Origin of the sequence: Croceibacterium salegens, from assembly GCF_009827435.1 — a bacterium.
Classification (GTDB): Bacteria; Pseudomonadota; Alphaproteobacteria; order Sphingomonadales; family Sphingomonadaceae; genus Croceibacterium_B; species Croceibacterium_B salegens.
Genome location: NZ_WTYM01000044.1, coordinates 63,361 through 86,723 on the forward strand (window position 1 = coordinate 63,361; position 23,363 = coordinate 86,723).

A 23,363-nucleotide genomic window follows, 5' to 3' on the forward strand; every position below is an offset into this window, starting at 1 on the left:
CGCCGGGAAAGGGGAGTGACTGATGCGCATCTCGCGGCTCGACCTGCCGAAGTGCAAGGTTGGCGAAGGCCCGGTGTGGGACTTTGCCGAACAGGCGCTCTACTACATCGATATCGTCGGCAAGGCGGTGTTCCGCTGGGACCCGGCGACGAACGACCTGAAGAGTTGGGACGTGCCCGACATCATCGGCTCGATGGCTCTGCGCGAAGAGGGCGGGGCCATCGTTGCGCTTGGCACCGGCGTGCACTTGCTCGATTTCGCGAGCGGCACGGTCGAACCGCATGCCTTGCTCGATCCGCCCGACCCCGAAGTTCAGCTTGCGGACGGCAAAGTCGACCGGCGCGGGCGGTTCGTGTTCGGCACCAGTCATCGCAAGATGGCGCATCCCGTCGGCGGGCTCTATTCGCTCGACCGTGGCGTGCTGACGCAAGTCGACGACGACGTCCACCTCGGCAACGGGCCGTGCTGGTCTCCCGACGACCGCGTGCTCTACCACGCGGATTCGCTGCGCCACACGATCTACGCTTACGACTACGACATCGAGACCGGGCAGGCGGCGAACCGCCGCGCCTTCTTCAATTCCGAGAAGTGGGGCCCGATCCCCGACGGCGCGACGGTCGATGCCGACGGCAACCTGTGGAGTGCGATTTGCGAGGGCGGGGTGGTGCTATGCATTTCGCCCGCTGGCGAGGTGCTGCGCGAGATCGAATTTCCGACGCGCATTCCCGCGAGCGTGATGTTCTTCGGCCCCGACCTCGACCGCCTGTTCGTACCGACCATCGATCCCTCGTTCATCCCGGGCCGTGAAGCCGGCCCCGACGATGGCGCGAATTACGTCATCGACGACCTTGGCGTTCGGGGCCTTCCGGAAACCAGGTACAATGGCTGACGGCATCGACTACAAGCGGATGATGCCGCTGATGTTCGCGGTGTTCGTCAACATCGCCGGTTTCAGCCTGATCCTGCCGCTGCTGCCGTTCTACGGCCCGCTGTTCGGGGCAGGTCCGTTCGAAGTTGCGCTACTGTTCGCTGCCTACAGCCTCGGCAACGTTTTCGGCGAGATCTACTGGGGCCGGCAGTCGGATAAGCACGGGCGGCGTGCGGTGCTAATTGTCACTACGGCCGGGGCCGCGCTGACCTATGTCGCCTTCGCCTTCGTCCCGAGCCTGTGGCTGGCCATCGCGGTTCGCGTCGTCAACGGCTTCTTCGGCGGTACGCTGAGTGTCGCGCAGGGCTTCCTCGCCGATGCCTCGCCGCCGGAGAAGCGCGCCAAGGCGATGGGCCTGTTTGGGTCGAGCTTTTCGGTAGGCTTTGCCTTCGGTCCGGTCATCGGCGGCCTGCTGGCCGGAACGGGCGGCAGCCTTGCCGACTTCCGAGCCCCGATCCTCGCGGCGGCGGCGCTGTGTGCGATTACGTGCGTGTGGTCGCTCGCCGTCCTGCGCAACGCCAAAGAGCCGCTCGGCAAGGCCGCGCCGCTGCCGCGTTACAGCGAGGGGCTGCACTACGTCACCACGCACCCGACGCTGCTTCGGCTCTTCGTGATCAGCTTCTTCGGCATCGCTGCCTTCGCCAGCATGGAGGCGGTCTACGGCCTGTGGAGCGAGGCCAACTTCGGCTGGACCGCGCGCGACCTCGGCTTCGCCTTTATCGCCATCGGGATGGGCGGTCTTGTCATCCAGCTCTTCTTCCTCCAGCCACTGGTAACACGCCTTGGCGAGGGACGCGTGATCGCGCTTGGCCTCTTCACGCTGGCGGCCTCGATGCTATTGCAGCCGATCCTCCGGGAGCCTTACACAGCGGTGGCGCTGATGGGCCTGCTGATGATGGGGCACAGCCTCGCTTTCCCCACCGCCGGGGCGCTGACCAGCCGCACGGTGCCGGTCGACCGACAGGGATCGGTCATGGGGTTTCTCATGGCCAGTAACGCCTTCTCGCGCATCGTTGCGCCTCCGACCTTCGGGCTGATCTACGAGTTCGGGCACGATCTGCCGTGGTATGCTGGGGCCGTGATGATCGCGTTGATCGTGCCGTTGGCGTTGCAACTGGTGGCGCTCGCAAAGCCCAGCGCGAACGGCTGACCAAGATCGGTGCGGCGCCGCGTTCCGGAGCGCTTTCCCTATCCCGAACAGGCACCTTTTCGCCCGGCGGCAGTTGCTTTAGCATCCCTGCCCGAAGGAGAGGTTCATGAAACACGCCGCAATCGCCGCCGCCCTTGCGCTATCGGGCGCGCTCGTCGTGACCGTGCTGCCGCTCGCCGCCGAAGACGCCGCAATCACGACCGAGACCGCGAACGCCATCGCCGCCGCCGTCGCCGACACGATGCGCCCGGCCGAGGACACCGCCCGCGACGAGGCCCGCAAGCCGGGCAAGATCATCGCCTTCGCCGGGGTCAGGCCGGGCATGGTGGTCATAGAGTATTCGCCCGGCGGTGGGTACTACACGCGCCTGCTGGCCAAGACGGTCGGCCCGACCGGTCATGTCTATGCGCTGGTCCCGGCGGGATTTGCCGGGCGGCAGGACTATATGGACCGGATGAACGCGCTCGCCGCGCAGTACGGCAACGTCGACATCATCCCGACCGATTTCGGCAACTACAAGCTGCCGAAAATGGCCGACCTCGCCTGGACCAGTGAGAACTATCACGACTTCGTCAATGGCGGCACGGCCGAGCCGGCCGACAAGGCGGCATTTGCCGCGCTCAAGCCGGGCGGGCTCTATTTCATCGAGGACCACGCTGCTCCGGGTACCGGGCTGACAGCGACCAATTCGCTCCATCGGATCGATCCCGCAGCGGTCAAGTCGCAAGTCATCGCCGCAGGATTCGTGTTCGACGGCGAATCCGACGCCTTGCACAACCCCGACGATCCGCACGATGCCAGCCCGCGCCAGTTCAGCGGCGTGAGCGACAAGTTCGCGCTGAGGTTCAAGAAGCCCGAATAGCGTTCCGGCCGCCGCCATCGTGACTCGCTGGACCCGCCGCTCCGCACTGGGCGCAATGGCCGGCAGCCTTGCGCTGCCCGCAGTCGCACGGGCGGGCGTTCTCGCCGACTGGACGACGCTGGCCTCGGCCTGGGAATGCCCCGAGTGGTTTCGCGACGCCAAGTTTGGGATTTGGTCGCACTGGGGCCCGCAATGCGTGCCCGAGTACGGCGATTGGTATGGGCGGCAGATGTACCTGCAGGGCAACCACGTCTACCGTCATCACGTTGAGACTTACGGTCACCCTGCCGAATTCGGATTCATCGACCTGATCGGCCGCTGGAAGGCTGACAAATGGGACCCGGAGGCGCTGGCCGAAAAGTATCGCCGCGCTGGCGCGCGCTACATCGTTTCGATGGCGAGCCATCATGACAATTTCGACATGTTCGCCAGCCGTCATCACGGCTGGAACGCCACCATGGTCGGCCCAAAGACTGACATTGTCGGACGATGGGAGAAGGCGACCCGCGCGGCGGGGCTGAGGTTCGGCATTTCGAACCATTCAAGCCATGCGTGGCATTGGTGGCAACCGGCCTACGGCTACGATGTCGAGGGCCCGCGAATGGGCGAGCGCTACGACGCGTTTCGCCTCACCGCAGCCGATGGCAAGGGCCGCTTCTGGGAGGGTCTCGATCCGCAGGATCTCTACACCGGTCCTAACATGCTCATTCCCGACGGCATCGATAGCATCGAGGCGATGAACCGGTGGCACGGCGCGCGCGACGGGCAGTGGCTCGAGATGGTCCCGCCGGGCAACGAGGCCTTTGCCCGCAAATGGCTGGCGCGGCAGATGGACTTCGTCGAGCAATACCGGCCCGACCTGGTCTACTTTGACGATTCGCGGTTGCCGTTCGGCCAGTATGGCCTCGATGCGGTGGCGCATTTCTACGACCAGGCCACGTTATGGCATGGTTCGCCCGATGTCGTGCTGACGGCCAAGAGGCTCGGTGACTACCAGCGCGAGGCGATCATGGAGGACGTCGAGCGGGGGTTCGTCGCCGACATCCGGCCTGAACCGTGGCAGACCTGCACCTGCATAGGCAACTGGCACTACGACCGGGAGCTCTACGAGCGTCACGGCTACAAGGGCGCCAAGCTGGTAATCCAACGGCTCGCCGACATCGTGTCGAAGAACGGCAATCTCTTGCTGTCGGTGCCGATGCGCGGCGACGGTTCGATCGACGCCGATGAAGAGGTGATCCTCGCCGATCTCGCGCGGTGGACGGAGGCCAACGGGGAGGCGATCTACGGCACGCGCCCTTGGCGGGTTTTCGGCGAAGGGCCCACGCAGCCGCCGACCGGATTGATGGCCGAACACGAGGCCGCGCCATTCACCGCACAAGATGTGCGCTTCACGACGAAGGGCGACGCCGTCCACGCGATCTTCCTTGATTGGCCTGATGACGCGCGGATCGAGACGTTCCGCCTGGGTCAGGGGACCGTCGAACGGGTCGAAACCGGTGCCGGCCGCCCGGTGTCCTTCACCCAGCGTAGCGATGCGCTGCACATCGACCTTCCGCGGCCGCAAGGGGGCGAGTTCGTCCCGGTCGTCCGGATTTACGGGGCTGGTCTTGTCTAGCGGTAGGTGCCGAGCCGGACTTTCAGCAACACCGGTTCCTCGGCGAAGTTGAAGCCGTAGTCGGTCTGGTCGCCATTCCAGCGGCGGCGCATGACCCATTTGCCGTTCTCGAAAGTGCCTTCCTCGGCAAAGAGGATCTGCATCTTCGCGCCCTTGGCCGGGTCGGCGAGGGCGAAGCGCATCCGGACATGGTCGCCGGCAATAAGGAATTCGTCCGGGCCAAGCTGTGCGACCACCCCACCGCCGACCGGCTTATCGGCCCACTCTGGCGGATCCCACTTGAGCCAGGTCCAATCGCGTTCGCCGAACTGCGGCAGGCCGAACTGCGCGGTGACCTTCCAGCGACCGAGGACTTGCGACTGGTCCCCTCCGTCGTCAGTTTTTGCGAAGCCCCAGGTCGGACGGGCGAGGGCGATCGTCGCCCAGTCGTTCGCGATCGGTGCGAACAGGCGGTACTTCACCGCAAACGCGCTCAGTGTCGCATCGTCGACGTCCGTGGCGCCGAGCGGGTAGTTGGAATATCCCGAGCGATCCATCCCGAACGGCGCAAAGCCGATCGCCCCGCGGCCGAGCGTCGGCCAGAAGAAGCGGGCGTATTCGCTCGCATTGCCGGTTTCCGGCACCATCAGCGGGTTGTCTGCGCGGGCGTAGTGGTCAAGGTAGGCGATGTAGGCCTTGGCATCCCGGTTGTAGATGTCGGGCGCGACGACATCGATGTGCGGCGCCGCGGCCTTCCAGACGTCTATCATCGGCCAGTCGGGCCCGCCGCTCGCGCCACCCCATGCCTCGGGTCCGGCGAAGGGATCGGACAGTGCGGCGTTGCAGTACATGGGCAAGTCGAGCACCGCTTTCGCGGCGGCGGCGATCTCGTCGATGTAGCGCGCGGTGTACCAGGCGTTGAAGGCGCGATCGGCGCTAACTCCGAACGCCTCGCGCCAGGTTCCCTTGCGGCGGAGCGCGGCGGGAACCGGGCCGTCGAACAGCTTCTGTGCCTCGGGCCCGAAGTCGCGCGGCTGGTCGTATGAGCCGGATTCGTTTTCGACCTGCACCATGATCACGGTGTGCTGCGGATCGGCGGCCTTGAGGTGCTGCATCAACGCCACGAAGGCGCGCTTGTCGGCCTCGAGCGTGGTGCGCGAATGCGGTGAGAGGGCGTAGTGCGCCGCCCCATCGGGCGCGCGCATGCGATTGAAGCGCTTGATGTCGGTCTTCACCCACTCCGGAACGTAGCTTGCCGAAGTGTTCTTCCACGTTCCGAACCACAGCAGCACCAGCCGCTTGTCGTGCTGGCGGGCCGCAACCAGCAAGGCATCGACGAATCCGAAATCGAACCGCCCCTCGACCGGCTCGACCTGTTCCCACGCCACGGGCATTTCGAGAGTGTTGGCATGCATCTCGTCGAGCATCGGGAAAACGGTGTCGAGCATCGCCTGGTAGTTGCTCGAATTGTGCGCCTGCGCCCCGAGCATGAGGAACGGCTTGCCGTCGACGATCAGCGCATGGCGACCGTCGCGGTGCTCGATCGTCGGAAGGATTTGGGAAACGGCAGGCTGACTCGCCAGCAAGGCAAGCGCGGGCGCCAGCAGCGTCAGGACCATCCGTCTCCCCATGCAGGCCAGACGATAGCAAGTCCGTCGGACAATGCCCATACGCGCGGCAGTGCAATTAGACCGAGTAGGACTATAACAATTCAAATGAAGCCGGGGCGAAGGCGTCAGGGCAATTATGCGTTGTCTCGCCTTACGTCCGCTTTTGGGACGTTAGCAGGCCTTGCTCCAAAGCTTGCAAACGCCACTCGCTCCAGCCACCTAGCCTCGCATGACCGAAAGCCCCCTCCGCGCCGCGATTATTCCCGTCACGCCGTTCGTGCAGAACTGCTCGCTCGTCTGGTGCTCGAAGACGATGCGCGGGGCGCTGGTCGATCCGGGGGGCGATCTCGACAAGCTGAAAGAGGCCGTCGCGCGCGCCGGGGTGACGCTGGAGAAGATCCTGCTGACCCACGGCCATGCCGACCATTGCGGGCAGGCGGGAATTCTCGCCGCCGAGCTTGGCCTGCCGATCGAGGGTCCGCACGAAGCCGACCGGTTCTGGATCAGCCGGCTGGACGAGGACGGCCCGCGCTTCGGCATCGAGACCAAGGTGTTCGAACCAACCCGCTGGCTCGAGGACGGCGACACCGTCAGCTTCGGCGAAGTCGAGCTGGAGGTGATCCACTGTCCCGGCCACACGCCGGGCCACGTGGTGTTCTTCCACCGCCAGATGCAATTCGCCTTTGTCGGCGACGTGCTTTTCGAAGGCTCGATCGGGCGAACCGACTTCCCGATGGGCAATCACCAGGACCTTATCGATTCGATCACCCGGAAGCTCTGGCCGCTCGGCAACGAAGTGACCTTCGTCCCCGGCCACGGCCGCACCAGCACCTTCGGGCGGGAGCGGCAGTCCAACCCGTTCGTCGGCGATGCCGTGGTCGGGGCCGCCTAGGCCGCGCTGCCTTTAAGGCGCTCGAACCAGATCTTGCGGAAGGCGAGCGTCGGCGCATCGGTGCGGACCGATTTCTCCTGACCGGGTGGCGGGATTTCGAACGGGTCGGAGCTTTCGAGGATCGCCTGGTCCTCGCGCGCGATGCGCCGATTGCCCCAACGAAACAGCGGATCGAACAGGCGCGAGCGGTTGAAGCTGCGCACGGTGATAAAGATGATCCGCGTCGTCGTCGCCGTTTCAGGCACGCCCACCGAGATAAAGCGGAAGACCTTGTCGGAAGAGCTGACGTTGAGCTCCATCGCGTTGGGATAGCGGTATTCGAGCGAACCGGTCTTGCCCGTGCGGTCAGGGCTGACGTTCTCGACCAGCGCTCCCGTTTCGGTCGGCGTCCACTGCACGTCCATGCGCTCACCAGTCTTGTCGCGCAGCGCACGCCCGATGCTGCCGCCGTGGACGAACGGCAGGTGTGGCATGTCGAGCATGTTTTCCATCACCCGGGTCCAGTGGGTCTGCCAGCGTTCCGATTGCAATATGGTGCGCGTGCCAGCTGCGGTCAGCGTCGGGCTCGGCTGCGGCTCGCCGTCTGCTTCGTGCCCGGTGAAAAGCCACAGCAGCCCGACAACCTCGCGCACCGGCAGTGCGGTGGCGCCGAGCACCTCGGTCTTGGCGTCGGGATTCCACGGCACACCTCGGTTGGCCCCGCTGCCGTCGAAGCGCCAGCCGTGGAACGGGCATTCGACCATGCCGTTGCAGAGCTTGCCGAGCGAGAGCTGGACCCCACGATGCGGGCAGCGGTCGAGCAACGCGGCGGGCGTGCCATCGGGATTGCGGAACAGCACCACCCGCTCGCCGGCGACGGTGAGCGGCAGCATCTTGCCCGCCTTCAGATCGTCGGCCGCACCGACAATGGTCCAGACATTGGCAAAATCGGTAAACATGGCCGGGGTCCGGTCTAGACGACTCCCGCGGCAATCAACACGGCATAGATCGCCAGTCCGAGCATGGTCAGGAAGGTTATCGCAATGCCGATGACGCGGGTCTTCGGTACGTTGTCGTCATCCATGCCGATGGCGTGCGCCACGCGCGCCAGCATATAGATTGCCATGACCGCCTTGAGGATCATCCCGCCGCGGCCGGCCAGTTCGATGGCGGCGCACAGGATCAGGACGAACGGCGTGTACTCGACGAAATTCATGTGCGCCCGCATCCGTCGGCCCAGTAGGGCATTCCCGCCGTCGCCATGGGCGATCTGGTTCGCCCGGCGCACCTTGGCGACACGCGTGGAAAGCCAGAAGTTGAGCAGCGCCGCCGCGGCGGCAGCGCTGAGGGTGGTCGGCAACAGGATCATGGTGGTCTCTCCCCCTGGTGATTTCATTCGGCTAAGGCACTGCGAGGCGCTCTGCAATCCGCGCCGCTTGCGCAGGCACGAAAATTCGCTATAGGGCGCGCCTTCACCGCATGGTTGCCTTCCGGCGCCGCGCTTGCGCGGGCAGGGGGCTTGGCCTAGGGCGGCTTCGAAACAACGGTTTGAGACTTAAGGAACAGGTGACGCAATGGCTGTCCCCAAGAGAAAAACATCGCCGCACCGCCGGGGCAACCGTCGCTCGCACGATTCGCTGCGTGTCGAGGCATTCCATGAATGCGGCAACTGTGGTGAGCTCAAGCGCCCGCACAACATGTGCCCGGCTTGCGGCCACTACAACGGCCGCCTGATCATGGAGCCGAAGGGGCTCTAAGCCCTTTCACTTGAGAGGAATTCGCGCATGAGCCTGCCGCGTATCGCCGTCGATGCGATGGGCGGCGATGACGGCGTGCGCACGGTCGTCTCGGGCGCCGCGCTGGCGCGGCGCGAGCACGACCGCTTCAACTTCCTGCTGGTCGGCGACCGGGCGCGGATCGAACGCGCCCTCGAAGCACACCCCAACATGCGCCATGCGAGCGAGATCCTCCACTGCGAGGACGTCGTCGGCATGGACGAGAAGCCGACGCAGGCGCTGCGTCGTGCGAAGACCACCAGCATGGGTCTCGCCATCCATGCGGTGAAGGAAGGCAAGGCGGGGGCTGCGGTCAGCGCAGGCAACACCGGCGCGCTGATGGCGATGAGCAAGCTGGCGCTGCGCACCATGCCCGGCATCGACCGCCCGGCGCTTGCCGCGCTGATGCCCACGCTGGGCGACAATGACGTGATCATGCTCGACCTCGGCGCCAACACCGAATGCGATGCACGCAACCTGGTGCAGTTCGCGATCATGGGCGCAGCCTATTCGCGCATCATCACCGGCAAGGAAGCGCCGCGCGTCCGGCTGCTCAATATCGGCACCGAAGATACCAAGGGCACCGAAGGCGTGCAGGCCGCTGCCGCGCAGCTGCGCGCCGCGACCGGGCTGGCGATGAGCTTCGAAGGCTTCGTCGAGGCCGACAAGATCAACCGCGGCCAGACCGACGTGGTCGTGACCGACGGATTTTCCGGAAACATCGCGCTCAAGGCGATCGAGGGCTCGGCGCGGTTCGTCACCGATTTGCTGCGAAGCGCCTTCACCAGTTCGCTTCGCTCGAAGATCGGGTTCCTGGTCTCGCGCCCGGCCACCGAGCTGCTGCGCCACCACCTCGACCCGAACAATCACAACGGCGCGGTTTTCCTCGGCCTCAACGGCGTCGTGGTGAAATCGCACGGTAGCGCCACCGCCAAGGGCGTGGCCAATGCGGTCAATGTCGCCGCCCGCCTGCTGGAGGAAAGCCTGACCGAACGTATTGCCGCCGACCTGGCCGAACTGGGCGAAGCACGCCTGCGCGTCACCGGTAACGGACAGTCGAAGTGATCCGCTCGGTCGTCAAGGGATCAGGCTCCGGCCTGCCGCGCCGTGTCGTCAGCAACGACGAACTGGCGAAGACCGTCGACACCAGCGACGAATGGATTCGCGAACGCACAGGCATTGCCCAGCGCTACATCGCCGGCGAGGGTGAAACGACCGCGACGCTGGCCACCGACGCGGCCCGTGCTGCGCTCGCCGATGCCGGAATCGACGCGAGCGCGGTCGACCTCATCGTCCTCGCCACCGCGACTCCCGACCAGACTTTCCCGGCCAGCGCGACTCGCGTCCAGCAGGCACTCGGCTGTCGCGGCGGTGCGGCGTTCGACGTCGCGGCGGTCTGTTCCGGGTTCCTCTATGCGCTGGCGACGGCGGATTCGATGCTGCGCACTGGCATGGCCAGGTGCGCGCTGGTGATCGGCGCTGAGACCTTCAGCCGGATCCTCGACTGGGAGGACCGCGCGACCTGCGTGCTGTTCGGCGACGGTGCGGGCGCGTTGGTGCTCAAGGCCGAAGACGTGCCGGAGGACGGCCCCGGCGTGCTCGCCACGCGGCTCCATGCCGACGGCGCGCATGGCGAGCTGCTCTACGTCGACGGCGGTCCCTCGACCACCGGGACGGTCGGCAAGGTGCGGATGCAGGGCCGCGAGGTGTTCCGCCACGCGGTAACCAATCTCGCTGAGGTGCTCGAGGAAGTCCTCGTCGCCAGCGGGCATAGCCCCGCCGACGTCGACTGGGTCGTGCCGCATCAGGCCAACCGCCGCATCCTCGATGCCACGGCGAAGAAGCTCGGCCTCCCGATCGACAAGATCGTCATCACCGTCGATCGTCACGCAAACACGTCCGCCGCCTCGGTGCCGCTGGCCTTCGACGAGGCCAAGCGCGATGGGCGCCTGAAGCCGGGCGACCTGGTCATGCTCGAAGCCATGGGGGGTGGTTTCACATGGGGGGCAAGCCTGCTGCGGTTGTGACAAAAAAAACGCAACTGTCGGCGATAACCTTGCCAACAAGCGATTATTTGTTACGCTATTTTCATAAGGGGTCATTTTTTCCTGGGTCGCTATCAGGGAGGTACGACGCATATGATGCGATCGGTTGGTACATTGACCCGAGCTGACCTTGCGGAAACCATCAACCGCAAGATGGGATTTTCTCGCGCCGAAAGCCTTGCCTTGGTGGAAGCGATCCTCGCCAAGATGTGCGACGCACTCGCCGACGGCGAAAACGTCAAGATTTCCGGCTTCGGCAGCTTCATCCTGCGCGACAAGCGTGAGCGGATCGGACGCAACCCCAAGACCGGGGTCGAAGTGCCGATTACCCCACGCCGGGTGCTGACGTTCCGCGCCAGCCAGAAGCTCAAGTCGCGGATCGCCGATTCGTGAGTAGTAACGGGCCTCCCATGCAGTCTTTCGACGACGGCAAGGACGCCCAGGCCATGCGTACGATCGGCGAAGTGGCGGCCGCGCTCGGTATCAAGCAGCACGTCCTGCGTTACTGGGAGCAGCAGTTCCCGATGCTCCAGCCGCTGAAGCGCAGCGGCGGGCGGCGCTATTACCGACCCGAGGACGTGGCGCTGGTCCAGATGATCGACCGGCTGGTGAATGACGAGGGCTACACCCTCAAGGGCGCGCGCCTTGCTCTCGAAAACGGACCTGCCGAGGCGGAGAGCGCCCCGGTTGCATTGGCAGCAGCAAGCGGGGCGGCTCCTTCCGGGGAGCTGCTCTCGAAGCTGATGGCGATTCGCGGGCGGCTGGCTAAGGCGCTCGAAGCAGCCTGAACTCTTACCCGGCGTCGACCGGGTAGACCTCCACATCGGGCCGCAGGACGGCGCCGTAGTCGGTTTCCGGCGGGGTCGCGCGAACGTGGATGAACGGCATCCAGATGTCGCCGTACGAGGCCTTTTCGTACCACACGTCGAGCACGTCGAACGAGCCCCACTGGCCATCGGGGCCGAGCAGGCGAATTCCCTCACCGATGCGAGGCACCACCAGGAACTTCAGTTTGAGCTGGTTCTGGTGTGTCTCGTTCTGGACTTCGATCTCGATCAAGTTTGCCTCGCCTTTCCCAACGGCGTCTTAACCTAGAACCCTTGCCGAATTGCAAACGTTGGGACGTAGGGGCCCCGTAGCGTTAACCGACGCGTTCGGGCCCCAGTTCGGGATCGAGGTCGCGGGGGCGGGCGAAGTGCACCAGGCGGGCGCAGCCGGGGGCAAGGTCGGCCCACGATTCGATATCGCATTCAAGCACGGCGAGGGTGGCGGTGGGAAACTTCTCCGCGGCGCGTTCGAGCAGTTCGTCGTCGACGTTCGGGTCGGCGAGGCGGAAGACGAGTTCCTGCAGGCCGGGATTGTGCCCGACCAGCAGCACGCGGCGGGGATCGCCCTCGATTTCCCTGAGCACCGCGATCAGCGTCGCCGCATCGGCGAGGTAGAGCCGTTCGTCCCATCTGGGTTCGAGGTCGAGGCCGCTGGCTTCGATCGTCCGGCGGACGCGCTCGGCCGGACTGGCGATCGCCATGTCGCAGCGCCAGCCGAAGCTGCGGATATGCTCCCCGATCGCCGCTGCCCCACGCCGCCCGCGGTTGTTCAGCCCGCGGTCGAAATCGCGCAGGGCGAGATCGTCCCAATCGGACTTGGCGTGGCGCAGGAGGCCAAGGTGTTTCATGTCAGCGTCGGTCCCCGTGTGCCGCTTCTCCGGCGGCCGGCGTGTTTAAAGAAACACCGCCGCCGAGCCGCTGTAAAGCTTCCTCGAGAGTCAGGCGCAAAATCGGGGTGCCCTTGGGGAAGGCCGAGAGCAGCCGGCTGGGGAAGGCGGGCGAGAGGACGATGAAGTGCCCGCGGTCGTCCTTGCTGCGGATCAGGCGTCCGAAGGCCTGCGCCAGCCGGGCACGGATGATCGCGTCGTCATGTGCCGAGCCACCATTTGCGGCGCGGCGGGCGCGGTGCAGGATGCTCGGCTTGGGCCAGGGCACCTGCTCCATCACCACGCAGCGCAGCGACTGGCCGGGCACGTCGACGCCGTCGCGCAGCGCATCGGTGCCGAGCAGGCTGGCGCGCGGGTCGTCGCGGAAGATGTCGACCAGCGTGCCGGTGTCGATCGGGTCGACGTGCTGGGCGTAGAGCGGCAACCCGTCCCGGGCGAGCCGGTCGGCGATGCGTCCGTGCACCGCGCGCAGGCGGCGGATCGCGGTGAACAGCCCGAGTACGCCGCCGCCCGAAGCAGAGATGATCCCGGCGAAGGCTCCGGCCAGACCCGCAAGATCGCCCTTCTTCACGTCGGTGACGATCAGCACCTCGGCATTGCTGGCATAGTCGAACGGACTTTCCGCCGCCGCCAGCAAAGGCTTGATTTCCAGATGGTTGGCGCCCGACTTTGAGATCGCGCCGAACCAGTCTTCCCCGTCGCGCAGGGTCGCGCTGGTCAACATCACGCCGTGCGCCGGTTCGAGAACGACGCGGGCGAAGGGCTTCATCGGGTCGAGGAAGCGGCGGTGGATGCCGATGTCGAACTCGCGCGCGTCGGAGCGATCGACTGCCAGCCAGTCGACGAAATCGGGATCGGCCGGGCCGCCGAGCCGGTCGAGCAGCGCCTCCCACGCCGCAAGCGTGTCGGCGCGCCAGGCCAGCGAATGGCGCGCCCCGTCGATACGCGCGCGGCCCTGCGCGTCGAGCCAGTCAGGAGCATCCTCGATCAGCGCTTCGAGCCGCACGCCTAGCTTGATCAGCGGGCGGCGGATCTCGCCCAGCGCCATCGCCGCCTGCTGCGCCAGTTCGACGATATTGCCGTCGAGCTGGGCCGCCTCGGTCTCGATGCCGTAACCCATCTCCTGTCCGCCGCTCTCGTCACGGGCGTAGGTGATCGCGCGAACCGCGGCGAGCAGCGTCTCGATCTCGCCCGAGGGCATGCCGTCGGCGAGTCGCTGCAGCCAACCGTCGGAGGGCAGGGCGTCGGCTGCCTCGCGCGCCGCGGCGATCGCCTTGCCGCCGTCCTCGTCGTAGCTGGCGACATCGGCGAGTCGCGCCGCGAGCCCGCGCCGACGGCCCTTCGATCCGCGCTCCGGCCCGACGATCCAGCGCTTGAGCTCGATCGCCTCCTGCCCGGTCAGCGCTGCGGCGAAGGTGCTGTCGGCGGCTTCGAAGACATGGTGCCCCTCGTCGAAGACGATGCGCGTCGGGCGCTGGGCATGGTCGCGACCGCGGGCTGCGTTGACCATCACCAGCGCGTGGTTGGCAATGACGAGGTCGGCCTGCGCCGAGGCGCGTACGGCGCGCTCGATGAAGCACTTCCGGTAATGCGGGCACCCGGCATAGACGCATTCGCCGCGCTGGTCGGTCAGGCTGCGGATCGCGCGGCTGCGGAACAGGGTGCCGAGCCAGCCAGGCAGGTCGCCGCCGATCATGTCGCCGTCCTGCGTGTAGGCCGCCCAGCGTGCGACGAGCTGTCCGAGCACGGCCGCGCGCCCGCCGAACCCGCCCTGCAGCGCATCCTCGAGGTTGAGCAGGCACAGGTAGTTCTCGCGCCCCTTGCGCACGACCACTGGCTTGCTGCCGTCGGGTCGTGCGGGGGGCCAGGCGCGGGCGCTTTCCCGCCGCAACTGGCGCTGCAGGTTCTTGGTGTAGGTGCTGACCCAGACGGTGCCGTGCGCCTTTTCCGCCCACAGCGAGGCGGGGGCGAGATAACCGAGAGTCTTGCCGATCCCGGTCCCGGCCTGCGCCAGCAGGATATGCGGCAGCTTGCGGCGGTCGCGCGGAGCGAAAATGCGTCCGGCCTCGCGGGAATAGCTTTTCTGCCCCTCGCGCTGCTCGGCGCCTTCGCCGGTCAGCTTTGCCAGCCGCGCCTCGATCTCGAACTCGTCGATGGCGACTTGCGCGGGCTGGGGGCGCTCGGGCGTTTCCTCCCACTCGGGCAGGCGCGAGAAGAGCCACTTCTCGGCCTTCTCCGGCTGGCGGACATGAGCAGAGAGCACCCCGGCCCAGGGCCAGCGCAGCTTGGCCAGCGATTGCAGGACCGACCACGCACCTTCGCGCTCGGGCCAGTCGTCGGCGGCGCAGCGATCGAGCAGCACGGCGGCGGCGGTTTGCAGCAGGGCCGGGACATCGGCATCGCTCGCCGCTTCTTCGAGTCCGAGCGCGTGGGCGAGCCCCTTTGGCGTGGGGACAACGAAACGCGCCGGATGCACGAAGGCGTAAAGTTCGAGCAGGTCGAGGCCAGAGAGGTCGGGATAGCCGAGCCGGCTGGCCACCAGCGGGGCGTTGAGAAGCAGCAGGGGGGTGTCCGCCGCGGCCATGATCGCCTCGCCCTTCGAGCCGCCGCGGGTCACACCGCGAGCGTCGCGAAGCCAGGTCCCGGCGTGGCTGGCATGGAGGGCGGGGAGGGCGAGCGGCTCCATGGCTGGACGATTACCGGGGCGGAACGAAAAGTAAACGCCGGGCGCGGCGCGGCTCGGGAAATCCACTGCCGTGATGGCGATTTGCAGCGAGTCGGGCGTTTCGGTTCGCCGCAAATCGGTTTCGACTCGCCGGTTTTCGATTTTCAGAAAATGGCTGAAATCCGGGCGTTTGGGTGATTCCTGAACGGCAATTCATGGAACAGGCCCGGCGCGGCGGCGGTTTTTTGGGACTATGCGAAACCAGAACAGAACCCCATTCAGCGCCACGACCGCGATTGCCGCTGCCCTCGCGCTGACCGTCGCTCCTGCCCTGGCGCAGGATGCTTCGACTCCCACGCTCGACGGCCCGATCGTCAACAGCGCGCCGGTTGCCGCACCTTCGCCAGCGGCCCCCGACCCGGCCGCTCCGGCGTACACTGCGCCGGTGACGACCGTCTCGCCTTCGCAGCCCGCTCCGACGACCACGTCGGTCCCGGTCGTGCAGGACGTTCCTGCCGCTCCGGAGCCGACCGTTGAAGAGGCGGCGCCTGCCCCGCAGGCTGCCACCCCGGCGCCGAAGAAGGCTGCCCCGGCACCCAGGCCCTCGCCCTCTGCTTCGCTTGCCGCTCCGGTCGCTCCGGAAAGCAAGCCCGTTGACCTCGCGGAGCCCGTCGCCGTTGCCCCGCTCGCGCAGGATGCCTTCGCCCAGCCGGAGCCTGCCGCTCCCCCGGCGCAGATGGCGCCGACGCCCGAGCAGGCGCGCGACGTTACCGCAATTCTCGCCATGGCCCTGGCCGGCCTGATCGCTATCGCGGTCGCCGTGCTGCTCGCCATGGCGTTTCGGCGGCGCAAGCGCACCGCGCAGGACCGTCGAGCAGTCATCGTCCCCAACAAGCCGGTACCGTATCGTGAGGTGAGCCCGCCTTCGGTCGCCACGCCCATGTCGCGGGCGGCTGCCGCGCCGGTCATCGTCGAGCGTCCGGCACCGGTGTATCACCCAGAAAGTGAGAGCACCGGCGCAGCCGTCGCCCTGCCCCGCGAGGTGCCCGCGACCTTCGAAGAACGCGATGCGCTGATTAGGCGGATGGTCGACGCCCGGCCCGACAAGGCAAACCCGTTCACCAACCGCCGCGCGCGCCGGCGCCGGGCCCGCCTGATCCTGCAGTCGATCGGCCGCAAGTTCGAGAACGCCAGGCCGTGGATCGACTTCAGCCAGTACCCGCAGATCTGGCCGAGCCAGGCCCCCACCGCGCGGTCGGCACGTCCGTCTCCTGCCACGAACGTCGACACGCGCATCCTGGAACCGGCCTGATCCTCTTTGCCGGTTCGCAGGGAAGGGCGGTCTCCCAAGGGCCGCCCTTCTTTGCGTCAGCTCGCCGGGGCCTTGCAGCTCCAGCTTGCCGGGTCGTTGGCATCGCCGCTGCCGTTGTAGTGCGCGACCTTGGGGAAGGCGCAGTCGAGGCGGGTGAGCGACTTGTCGCGCTTGCTGGCGACGACGGTGTCGGGCGCCTTGCCGGTGCTGTCCCACGCTTCGATGGTGTCGAGCAGCGGGAGGACGTCGGCGCCCGGTCCGCCGCCGCAGTGGGCGACGCCGGGGGCGAGGAAGAAGCGGTACTGGTCGGCGGCGCGCGGGTTCTGCGCCATGACGGCCTTGGCATAGTCGGCACTGCCGACCGGGCTCGGACCGGCGTCGCTTTCACCGTGCCACATCAGCAGCTTGCCGCCGCGTCCGAAGAACTTCGACAGGTCGGTGCTTTTCGCTTCGTACATCGCGGCAAAGGCGCTCGAGCGGACTTGCGGCACGTCGGTGGCGGGGGAGAAGTGCGCCCAGTCGACCGTGCGGCCGGGGAAGATAATCGGGCCCAGCCCGACGAGCCCGCCGCCCTGCGTCGGGTCCTTGCCCTCGCCGTTGGTAGCGACGAAGAACGACCAGGTCGTTTCTCCCCCGCGGCTCATCGGCAGCATGGCCCACTGGCCGTCGGGCGACTTGATGCCGTCGTAAACCGCCTTGAGTGCGGTCACCTGATTGGCGCTTAGGCAGGAATCGGACTTGGCGCCGGTGCACTGGATCGTCGCCGGGTCCCAGTGGCAGGCGCGCGGGTTGTTGATCAGCCCGTCCTTGAGGCCGTCGTCGGCGTCGCACTGGGCAAGCGCGGCATCCTCGGCCAGCTTGAGATCGCCCGCGCTGAAGCCGCCGCTCTGGGTGAAGACGTTGGTTCGCAGCACCGAGCTGGTCTGCACCTGCAGCGTGTAGACCGGCGCGCCGGCGACGACGACGTCGTAGTCCGCCGGGAAGCGCTGAGCTTCCATCAGGCCCATGCGCCCGCCGGTCGAGCAGCCGAGGTAGTAGGCGCGGGTATGAGCCTTGCCGTAGTAGGCGGCGGCGACCTTCTTGCCCGCCGCGGTCATCTCGTGGATCGCGCGGTAGCTGAAGTCCTTGGCCTTCTCCTCGTTCGCGGCCCAGGAATTGTCCCACACATTGCCGATCGGGTGGCCGCCGTCGGTCGACATCGTCGCGTAGCCGCGGCCGAGCGCCTCCGACACGGTGCGGATGTCGGTGTTGCCGATCCAGCCGCCGCCGCCGACGCCGTAGACCTTGCCGTTCCACCCTTCGGGCAGGCGATAGACCACGCCGATGTCCGAACCGGTGACCGGATGCAGCATGCCGGTAACCTCGCAGTACGAGGGAAGGGTGTCCTTCGCCTCGACCCAGGTGGCCTGTCCGCCGGCGAGGCCGAGGCTCGCCGTGTCGAGCGAGGAGCATTCCTGCACGCCGTTGAAGGTGACCGGCCCGGTGGACTGGGCGGTGTCGGCGGCGCAGCCGGTGGCGAGCAGGGCAACGGCGGCAATCGAAGCGGTACGCATCAAGTTCTCTCTCCCGAAATCAGGCCAATTCGACGGTTTCGAAGCGCCAGCCGTCCTTGTTCTTGCTCAGCCGCGCTACCAGCGTGCGATCCTCGACATGGCGGTGGCTGCCGTGACCCTGCAGGCGGACCATCTGTTCGACCGTCGTGTTGCCGGTGAAGTGGATTTCGCGCTCGGCACTGACTGTCCGGCGCAAGGTGGCGCTTTTCGCGTCATCGGCGAAGGCAATCTCCGACTCCGCGCGCGCAAGGTCGGCTCGGATCGACACCGCGCCGAGGTCGGGGGCCTTGCCGCAAGCGAACATTTCGGCGCAGCGGCCGGTATCCGGCGCGTTCAAGCGGCGTAACAGCTCGCGTTCAAGCGCTTCAATCGCACGTTCGTCCTCGATCCGCGCGAGTCGTGCCTTGCTTCCGTCGTCGGCCAGCGCGGCCACGGGGGCGAGGGCGGCGAGCGGGGCGGCGGCGATGGCGCCGGTCTTGAGGAACGAGCGGCGGTCGGTGCCTGTCATTGTCTCGCTCATGCCTTTCTCTCCCACGCGTTGGGGCCAAAGAAGCGCGATACCTCGATCTTGCCGGCATGGCGCGCCGGGGCGCCGACCGCGCTCAGGCTGAGGCCGCCCTGCTTGCCCATGTGATAGCCGATTCCGGCGTCGTGCATCGTGCGCATGTTGATAAAGATCGTGCCGAGCGTGCCGTTACACGCCTCCTCCTGCCAGCGCGCGAAATAGAGCTGGTCGCGGATCTTCACGAAGTCGCCGCTGCCGCTCCACTCGGTGGCGAAGTGGCCGTCGGGCGTGGGGATGATCCAGCTCGTCGTGTTGGGCGTCGAATAGAGGTGCATGGAGTTGAGCCCGGGCGAATATTCCCAGGTGAAGGCCCGCCCGAGCAGGTCGCGCGTGCGCTCGTGCCGCCTGGTGCCGGGATCGGGAATGCCCGCGCCGGTTATCTTTCCGAACAGCGTCTCGCAGCCCGCTTCATTGGCGATGTAGGGCGTGTGGAGATAGCCGTGGAAGCAGGTGGCGAGCCCGGCGTCGAGGTCGACCACGACGATGTGCCCGTCGTGGTTCTTTGTGCCAGCGAGCAGATGGCCGAAGATGAAGGTGCCGGGCATCATCTCCCACGCGTTGTAGCGCGCCTCGGTCCAACTGCCCTTGCCGTCCATCCGCCAGTCAAGCGTTTCGGCGCCCTTCATGCGGTATTCGACCGTCGGCCCGCTGTCGTAGGCGATGGTGAAGGCCTTGCCGGACAGTCCAGCGCTTTTCTCGGTGCCGTTGCCGGCCATCGGGCTGGGGCGGTCGAAGACGTGGACATTGCCCGCCGCGATCGACGCATCGACTTCGGCGGAGGTCATCTTGTCCATCGTCGCCAGCGGGCGGTAGATGCGCCGCTCGCCCTTCTTGCCGCGCTCGATCTTGAGCGGCTCGGCGCTGAAATCGCCGAGCTTCTCGAACCGCGCGTTCTGTCCGAGCCATTCGCCGGTGCCGCGGAACATGTAATATTCGAGCTCGTCGATGCCGTTGAAGCCGAGCCGGAAGCCGGCCGATTGCAGCGTGTTGGCGTCATAGACGTAGAGGTGCAGCAAGCCGGAGAATTCCGCCTCCACGCGGGCAAAGGCGTAGAGCTCCTCGGTCAGCTGGATGTAATCCGCCGGGGCCGAATAGCCGCGATGCTCCTCAAGCCGGTCGAGTTCGATCCAGTGGGTGTAGGATACCGAGCAGTAGTACTCGATCGTCCGCAGGCCGGTGTCTTCGGTCCAGGCGATGGCCCGGCCTTCGCTGCGCAGGGTGGCATGGTGCAGTTCGGCACCGTCTGCAGCCAACCCATCGATTGTCCCATGCCAGACAGCGCGGTCGATTTCGCGGGCGCGAGGGGCAGGGCCGCCGCCGAACCACAGTTCGAACACGGTTGCAGCATTTGTGGAGCGGTTCCAGATCAGCGCCCAGGCTTGGGTCGAGTCGGGCACGAGGTGAGTGACGAGAGTTATCGGGCCGAGGTTCAGCGCGCCGTAGGGGGCGCTTCGTCCGCCGTTGAGCGACACGCTGCTATTGGCGGCAAAGGCCCACAATAGAGCGGGCGCGCCTTCGCCGGTGAACCGGATGCTCTTCCCGGCAAGCCCCGCGGTATCGAACGCGGGCTTCCCCTTAGGACCGCCGGCAGCGGTCATCGCGCCGGCGATCTGACCTTCGCTGAGATCGGTATATGGATACCGGAACAGCGGCACGTCGGGATACGCCTTGCGGGCGATGTCCATGCCTATCCCCTCTCTCCCTTTTCGTTGACTTTATCCTGCCACGAACGAGGCGAAGCGCAAGGTCCGATTGCCCGAGGGCAAACTCTTCACACTTGCAACGCTGGCACGCTTCGGCAAAGGCCCCTCGCGCTATGTTTGACGATGCCCTGATCGAAGCCGCCCGCGTGTCCAAGGCCTGGCCGTTCCAGGAGGCGATGAAGCTCGTCAAACGCTACCCCGAGGGCAAGCCTGATGGCGCGGCAGTCGTCTTCGAGACCGGCTACGGCCCCTCGGGTCTGCCGCACATCGGCACCTTCCAGGAAGTCTTGCGCACCACGCTGGTGCGCCGCGCCTACGAAATCCTCACAGACGGCGCACCGACCCGGCTGATCGCCTTCAGCGACGACATGGACGGGCTGCGCAAGGTCCCCGACAACGTGCCGCATCACGAGATGATGCAGGCCAACCTCGGCAAGCCGCTGAGCCGCATTCCCGACCCGTTCAACGCCGGTTTTCAGAGCTTCGCGCACCACAACAATGCAATGCTGCGCGACTTCCTCGACCGCTATGGCTTCGACTACGAGTTCGTCGCCGCCAGCGACCGCTACAACCACGGCGATTTCGACGCCGCGCTGGCCCGTGTGCTCGAGAAGTATTCGGCGATCATGGACATCATGCTTCCGACCCTGCGCGCCGAGCGGCAGGCGACCTATTCGCCGGTGCTGCCGATCAGCGAGAGGAGCGGCGTGGTGCTGCAGGTACCGGTCGAGGTCGTCGATGCCGCTGCCGGTATCGTCCGCTTCGAGGATGAGGGCGAAACGGTCGAGCAATGCATCTTCGGCGGCAAGGCCAAGCTGCAGTGGAAGGTCGACTGGGCGATGCGCTGGTACGCGCTCGGCGTCGATTACGAGATGTGCGGCAAGGACCTGACCGACAGTGTCACCCAGTCGGGCCGGATCGTCCGCGCGCTCGGCGGGCGCATGCCCGAGAACATGATCTACGAGCTGTTCCTTGATGAGAACGGCGAGAAGATCTCCAAGTCCAAGGGCAACGGCCTGACCATCGACGAATGGCTGCGCTACGGCAGCGAGGAGAGCCTCGGGCTCTACCTGTTCCGCGAACCGAAGAGCGCCAAGAGCCTGCACGCCGGGATCGTCCCGCGCGCGGTCGACGAATACTGGCAGTTCCGCTCCAAAATTCCTGAACAGCCGCTCGAACAGCAGCTCGGTAACCCCGTGTGGCACCTGCTGCGCGCCAACGGAAACGAAGGCGGCGATGGTGACAACCTGCCGGTGACCTACGGACTGCTGCTCAATCTCGCCAGCGTGCTGGGCACCGAGGCGACCGCGGAGAGCCTGGGCGAATACGTCGACAATTACATTGCCGGGGCGAGCAAGGACCCGCACCTCGCCAGGCTCATCGACACGGCGATCAACTACAACCGCGACTTTGTCGCCCCGACGCTGCACAAGCGCGCGCCGGAGGCGAACGAAGCCGAAGCGCTCAGGGCGCTTGACGCCTACCTCGCCGGCATTCCCGCCGATACCTCGGCTGAGGACATGCAGACTGCGGTCTACGAGATCGGCAAGGACGAGGCGTTCGCCTTCGAAAGCCTGCGGCACTGGTTCAAGGCGCTTTACGAAACCCTGCTCGGGAGCGCACAAGGGCCCCGCATGGGCAGCTTCATCGCGCTTTACGGGGTCGGAAACACGCGCAAGCTGATTGCCGAGGCGCTCGCGCGGTGACCGAAACGGCGGAACTCGAGCGGCTCGCCAAGGACCTGCTCGGCCGTTCGCTGGAAGAACTCGACCGGGAAGAACAGGACGTTCTCGCCCGCGTCGCCGCCGGAACCTACATCGGCATCGATGCCGACGAGGCGGCGCAGCTCCATGCCACCCTCGGCGAAAGGCTGGCCGATCGGGTCGCTGCGGTCGGCGGCAGTTGGGGCTTCATCGCCGCCTTCGGTATCGTCCTGCTGTCATGGATGCTCCTCAACAGCGGCGCGGTGACCGCGTTCGGCATCCCCGCCTTCGACAAGTACCCCTACATCTTTCTCAACCTCATGCTGTCGATGCTGGCCGCGATCCAGGCGCCGATCATCATGATGAGCCAGAACCGGCAGGCCGCGAAGGACCGCGTGGCCGCGCGGCACGACTATGAGGTCAACCTGCGCACTCAGCTCGAAATCCTGCGCCTGTCGCGCCGGGTCGACCGCTTCGCGCACCTGTTCCTGCAAAGCGCCAAGCTCGACGAGGAGGGTTCGGTCGAACTCGACAAGCTGGAACGGCGCATCGCCCGCAACGGCGGCAAGGACGATCCGCTGACCTGACGGCCTAGCGCCAGCGCTTGGTGCGGTACCACTTCGTGATGATGTACTTGATCCCGGATACCACCTGTGTTCCGGCGTGCATCGTCCATTCGTTGGGCCGACCTTCGGGATCGGCGTTGTTCCAGCCAAGTAGTGCGCCGCGCCTGGGCTCGATCGACAGGCCGAGGCTGGTGAAGTCGGTCGTGCCCCCGGCCTCGACTTCGTTGAGGAAGACCATGGCCGTCCAGCTGCGTTGCCCGCCGCGGTCCTTCTCGATCTTCCAGTAATTGGCCTGGGTGTAGAACCAGTCGTTGTGGGGCTTGAACTCCTGTCCGGGCAGGTAGCGCTGGCCCTGTATCGTTTCGCCCCACGACGGGTCGATCCCGAGCAGGTCGTCGATCCGCCGGCTGATCTTCTTCACGAAGGGATCGTGCGGATCGACGTCGCCCGAATAGGAGGTGCGGTAGTCGGCGCCGTAGGCAAGGTCGAACACCGCGCTGGGCTTGGCTACCTGGTCGATCAGGCCGATCATTCGGTCGCACTCGTCGGCGCTCATGAAGTCGCCGACAGCGAAGATCTCGGCCCGGTCCTGCGTCGGTACAGGATAGACCACCGGGTTGGCAGCAAGCCGCTTGCGCACCTTGCTGCCTGTGCGCCGCAGCCCGTCCTGGTCGGGAACCTTGGCCTGTGCGAAAGACTTCTTGGCGATGTCGGAATTTGTCATTCCGCAAAGCTTTTCCAAAC

General features: G+C 66.3%; 23 protein-coding genes. 13 read left to right on the forward strand and 10 right to left on the reverse strand.

Annotated elements, in window-relative coordinates:
• Positions 1-22 precede the first annotated feature (22 nt).
• The 4 genes from GRI89_RS11140 to GRI89_RS11155 all read left to right on the forward strand — a co-directional run bounded on the left by GRI89_RS11140 (position 23) and on the right by GRI89_RS11155 (position 4,558).
• Positions 23-889 (forward strand): SMP-30/gluconolactonase/LRE family protein, encoded by an 867-nt coding sequence (locus tag GRI89_RS11140; RefSeq protein ID WP_159795297.1) that lies wholly within the window; start codon positions 23-25, stop codon positions 887-889.
• Positions 882-2,078 (forward strand): MFS transporter, encoded by a 1,197-nt coding sequence (locus GRI89_RS11145; protein WP_159795300.1) that lies wholly within the window; start codon positions 882-884, stop codon positions 2,076-2,078. Before GRI89_RS11140 ends, GRI89_RS11145 begins: the two co-directional genes overlap by 8 nt.
• Before the next feature lie 106 nt (positions 2,079-2,184).
• Entirely contained in the window at positions 2,185-2,940 is a 756-nt protein-coding gene (locus tag GRI89_RS11150) for a class I SAM-dependent methyltransferase (RefSeq protein WP_159795303.1), read from the forward strand.
• 55 nt (positions 2,941-2,995) lie between these two features.
• The gene (locus GRI89_RS11155; RefSeq protein ID WP_159795393.1) at positions 2,996-4,558 is read left to right on the forward strand and encodes an alpha-L-fucosidase; all 1,563 of its coding nucleotides are present in this window, start codon (positions 2,996-2,998) and stop codon (positions 4,556-4,558) included.
• On the opposite strand, the gene GRI89_RS11160 is transcribed toward GRI89_RS11155, so the two are convergent.
• Complete coding sequence (locus GRI89_RS11160; RefSeq protein ID WP_235913274.1) at positions 4,555-6,168, reverse strand: DUF5597 domain-containing protein; 1,614 nt, start codon at positions 6,166-6,168, stop codon at positions 4,555-4,557. The genes GRI89_RS11155 and GRI89_RS11160 overlap by 4 nt on opposite strands.
• A gap of 208 nt (positions 6,169-6,376) precedes the next feature.
• On the opposite strand from GRI89_RS11160, the gene GRI89_RS11165 reads away from it, so the two are divergent.
• The gene (locus GRI89_RS11165) at positions 6,377-7,039 is read left to right on the forward strand and encodes an MBL fold metallo-hydrolase (RefSeq protein ID WP_159795306.1); all 663 of its coding nucleotides are present in this window, start codon (positions 6,377-6,379) and stop codon (positions 7,037-7,039) included.
• Here the strand turns inward: GRI89_RS11165 and GRI89_RS11170 are convergent.
• Together GRI89_RS11170 and GRI89_RS11175 are read right to left on the reverse strand one after the other, a co-directional pair.
• Positions 7,036-7,977, reverse strand: coding sequence for an aromatic ring-hydroxylating oxygenase subunit alpha (locus GRI89_RS11170; RefSeq protein ID WP_159795309.1), 942 nt, complete (start codon positions 7,975-7,977; stop codon positions 7,036-7,038). The genes GRI89_RS11165 and GRI89_RS11170 overlap by 4 nt on opposite strands.
• Positions 7,978-7,991: 14 nt before the next feature.
• Complete coding sequence (locus GRI89_RS11175; RefSeq protein ID WP_159795312.1) at positions 7,992-8,387, reverse strand: MAPEG family protein; 396 nt, start codon at positions 8,385-8,387, stop codon at positions 7,992-7,994.
• Between the two features lie 205 nt (positions 8,388-8,592).
• On the opposite strand from GRI89_RS11175, the gene rpmF reads away from it, so the two are divergent.
• The 5 genes from rpmF to GRI89_RS11200 all read left to right on the forward strand — a co-directional run bounded on the left by rpmF (position 8,593) and on the right by GRI89_RS11200 (position 11,626).
• Positions 8,593-8,775: a 50S ribosomal protein L32 gene (gene rpmF, locus GRI89_RS11180; protein WP_159795315.1), complete on the forward strand. Its 183-nt coding sequence runs from the start codon at positions 8,593-8,595 to the stop codon at positions 8,773-8,775.
• Positions 8,776-8,802: 27 nt separating this feature from the next.
• Positions 8,803-9,858 (forward strand): phosphate acyltransferase PlsX, encoded by a 1,056-nt coding sequence (gene plsX, locus GRI89_RS11185; RefSeq protein WP_159795318.1) that lies wholly within the window; start codon positions 8,803-8,805, stop codon positions 9,856-9,858.
• Positions 9,855-10,820, forward strand: a complete 966-nt coding sequence (locus GRI89_RS11190; RefSeq protein WP_328598217.1) for a beta-ketoacyl-ACP synthase III — start codon at positions 9,855-9,857, stop codon at positions 10,818-10,820. Before plsX ends, GRI89_RS11190 begins: the two co-directional genes overlap by 4 nt.
• Positions 10,821-10,931: 111 nt before the next feature.
• Entirely contained in the window at positions 10,932-11,231 is a 300-nt protein-coding gene (locus GRI89_RS11195) for an integration host factor subunit alpha (protein ID WP_201290913.1), read from the forward strand.
• A gap of 17 nt (positions 11,232-11,248) precedes the next feature.
• Positions 11,249-11,626 (forward strand): MerR family transcriptional regulator, encoded by a 378-nt coding sequence (locus GRI89_RS11200; protein ID WP_159795321.1) that lies wholly within the window; start codon positions 11,249-11,251, stop codon positions 11,624-11,626.
• 4 nt (positions 11,627-11,630) lie between these two features.
• Here the strand turns inward: GRI89_RS11200 and GRI89_RS11205 are convergent, their stop codons facing one another.
• The 3 genes from GRI89_RS11205 to GRI89_RS11215 form a co-directional block, all read right to left on the reverse strand.
• Positions 11,631-11,897, reverse strand: coding sequence for a hypothetical protein (locus GRI89_RS11205; RefSeq protein WP_201290914.1), 267 nt, complete (start codon positions 11,895-11,897; stop codon positions 11,631-11,633).
• A gap of 82 nt (positions 11,898-11,979) precedes the next feature.
• Positions 11,980-12,513, reverse strand: a complete 534-nt coding sequence (locus GRI89_RS11210) for a SixA phosphatase family protein (protein ID WP_159795324.1) — start codon at positions 12,511-12,513, stop codon at positions 11,980-11,982.
• A gap of 1 nt (position 12,514) precedes the next feature.
• Positions 12,515-15,238, reverse strand: a complete 2,724-nt coding sequence (locus GRI89_RS11215; protein ID WP_159795327.1) for an ATP-dependent DNA helicase — start codon at positions 15,236-15,238, stop codon at positions 12,515-12,517.
• A 232-nt stretch (positions 15,239-15,470) separates the two neighbouring features.
• Here GRI89_RS11215 and GRI89_RS11220 point away from each other — a divergent pair, with 232 nt between their 5' ends.
• Positions 15,471-16,529: a hypothetical protein gene (locus GRI89_RS11220; protein ID WP_159795330.1), complete on the forward strand. Its 1,059-nt coding sequence runs from the start codon at positions 15,471-15,473 to the stop codon at positions 16,527-16,529.
• 56 nt (positions 16,530-16,585) lie between these two features.
• On the opposite strand, the gene GRI89_RS11225 is transcribed toward GRI89_RS11220, so the two are convergent.
• Genes GRI89_RS11225 through GRI89_RS11235 form a run of 3 tightly spaced genes read right to left on the reverse strand, consistent with a single transcriptional unit; the run spans position 16,586 to position 20,332 of the window.
• On the reverse strand, positions 16,586-18,082 hold the full coding sequence (locus GRI89_RS11225) for a tannase/feruloyl esterase family alpha/beta hydrolase (protein WP_159795333.1): 1,497 nt from the start codon (positions 18,080-18,082) through the stop codon (positions 16,586-16,588).
• Positions 18,083-18,101: 19 nt separating this feature from the next.
• Complete coding sequence (locus GRI89_RS11230) at positions 18,102-18,602, reverse strand: hypothetical protein (RefSeq protein ID WP_159795336.1); 501 nt, start codon at positions 18,600-18,602, stop codon at positions 18,102-18,104.
• Positions 18,599-20,332: a MoaF N-terminal domain-containing protein gene (locus tag GRI89_RS11235; protein ID WP_159795339.1), complete on the reverse strand. Its 1,734-nt coding sequence runs from the start codon at positions 20,330-20,332 to the stop codon at positions 18,599-18,601. The genes GRI89_RS11230 and GRI89_RS11235 overlap by 4 nt, the downstream gene beginning before the upstream one ends.
• 131 nt (positions 20,333-20,463) lie before the next feature.
• Between GRI89_RS11235 and GRI89_RS11240 the strand changes: the two genes are divergently transcribed.
• Both GRI89_RS11240 and GRI89_RS11245 read left to right on the forward strand, forming a co-directional pair.
• Positions 20,464-22,056, forward strand: a complete 1,593-nt coding sequence (locus GRI89_RS11240) for a lysine--tRNA ligase (protein ID WP_159795342.1) — start codon at positions 20,464-20,466, stop codon at positions 22,054-22,056.
• Entirely contained in the window at positions 22,053-22,640 is a 588-nt protein-coding gene (locus GRI89_RS11245; RefSeq protein ID WP_328598218.1) for a DUF1003 domain-containing protein, read from the forward strand. Before GRI89_RS11240 ends, GRI89_RS11245 begins: the two co-directional genes overlap by 4 nt.
• A 4-nt stretch (positions 22,641-22,644) precedes the next feature.
• Here the strand turns inward: GRI89_RS11245 and GRI89_RS11250 are convergent, their stop codons facing one another.
• Positions 22,645-23,343: a prolyl hydroxylase family protein gene (locus GRI89_RS11250; RefSeq protein ID WP_159795345.1), complete on the reverse strand. Its 699-nt coding sequence runs from the start codon at positions 23,341-23,343 to the stop codon at positions 22,645-22,647.
• Positions 23,344-23,363: the final 20 nt, after the last annotated feature.